The following is a 1,626-nucleotide window of genomic DNA, read 5'->3' on the forward strand; positions in this document are numbered from 1 at the left end:
TACGCGGCCGCCCCCCCCCCCCCCGGGGGGGTGCCCCCAACCGCGCCGGCCCCACGCAACGTTATTTCCGCCGGGCCCGGCGCATCGACGTCACACCGGGCGAGGTCATCGGCGTGGACGCGATGTTCCAGGACAGCGCGACGGTGCCCGAGGGCGGCAGGAGGGCCGTGCACGAATACCGGCTGCACGCCACGGCCCACGCACGCACCGGTGCCCTCCTCACCCTGCGGGCCGAGCCGCGCATCCTGCCCTACGACGAGTGCCCCCTGGCCGTGCTCAACCTGGACCGTCTGCTCGGGACACCCCTGGCGGACCTGCGCACCACCGTGCCCAGGGTGCTGCGCGGCACCGCCGGGTGCACGCACCTCAATGACGCCCTGCGCGCGTTGGCCGAGGTGCCCGCCCTGGTGGCCGCGCTGCACCGGCGCGCGCAGGAGTGAAGACGCCGGGACGGCAGGCGAACACCCGGGAGGAACGGCCCGCCAGGAGCCTCGCTTTCGGAGGAACCCGACACCCGGGCAGATCACGCAAGGCGAGGAGAGAGGTCCCATCGTGCACTCACTGCCGGGAAAGGTCGCCCTGGTCACTGGAGGCGCCAGCGGAATCGGGGCGGGCGTCTGCCGCCACTTCGTCGACGCGGGGGCCTTCGTGGTGGTGGCCGATGTCGATGAGGAACGGGGCCGCAGCCTGGCCGAGGAGCTCGGTGACGCGGCGGTGTTCCGCCGCGTCGACGTCACCCGCGAGGAGGACATCGCCGCGGCGGTGACGGACACGGCGGCCACTCGGGGACGCCTGGACTGCTTGGTCGACAACGCCGGCCGGGTGGGGTCCTGGCGCTTCGCCGAGGACATCTCGGCCGAAGAGTGGGACGAAGCCTTCCGGCTGCTGTGCCGCAGCGTCTTCCTCGGCATCAAGCACGCGTCCCGGATCATGTGCGACCACGGCGGAGGCAGCATCGTGAACACCGGCGGCGTCGCCGGCCTGAGAGCCGGTTACGGCCCTCACCCCTACGGCGCGGCCAAGGCCGCCGTTGTCCAGCTGACCCGCAGCAGCGCGGTGGAACTCGCCCCCCACGGAATCCGGGTGAACGCGATGACGCCCGGCGGCGTGGCCACCCGCATCGTCGGCCACGGCGCCGACCTCACGGGATCGGCCCCGGACGACAGCGTCGAACGGGTACGGGAGAGCCTGCGCGACTTCCAGCCGGTTCCCCGCAGCGGCGAGCCGCAGGACCTGGCCGCCGTGGCGGCCTTCCCTCGCCTCCGACGCGTCGAGTTTCCTCACCGGACAGGAAATCGTCGTCGACGGCGGCCTGTCGCTGGGCAGGACCTGGCCCCCGGAGATCCAGGCACACGCAAGGAAAGCGTCGTACCGGACCACCACATGAGCGTGGGCGGGGCGATGCCCGCGACCCGGCACACCGCCCCGGCCCGTCCCTCCCCAGGATTCCCCGGGACAGCCCGGACGACCGTGCTGTCCGCCCCTGCCCCTCACAAGGAGGAACACAACGTGAGCACCCCAGACGCAAAGCCCCCCGCCAAGGACCCCTGGGACCTGCCCGACGTCTCCGGGCTCGTCGTCGGCGTGCTCGGCGGCACCGGACCGCAGGGCAAGGGCCTCGCCCAC

The 1,626-nt window shown here is 73.1% G+C and carries 2 protein-coding genes; both read left to right on the top strand.

The features are described from left to right. On the top strand, positions 1–440 hold a 440-nt coding region (locus AB0I73_RS36545), incomplete at its 5' end, for a DUF2889 domain-containing protein (RefSeq protein ID WP_363044733.1). A 112-nt stretch (positions 441–552) separates the two neighbouring features. Then, positions 553–1,626 (top strand): SDR family NAD(P)-dependent oxidoreductase (locus tag AB0I73_RS36550; protein WP_363044734.1); only part of this gene is annotated, 1,074 nt, incomplete at its 3' end.

This window comes from Streptomyces sp. NPDC050388, from assembly GCF_040655635.1.
Taxonomy (GTDB): Bacteria; Actinomycetota; Actinomycetes; order Streptomycetales; family Streptomycetaceae; genus Streptomyces.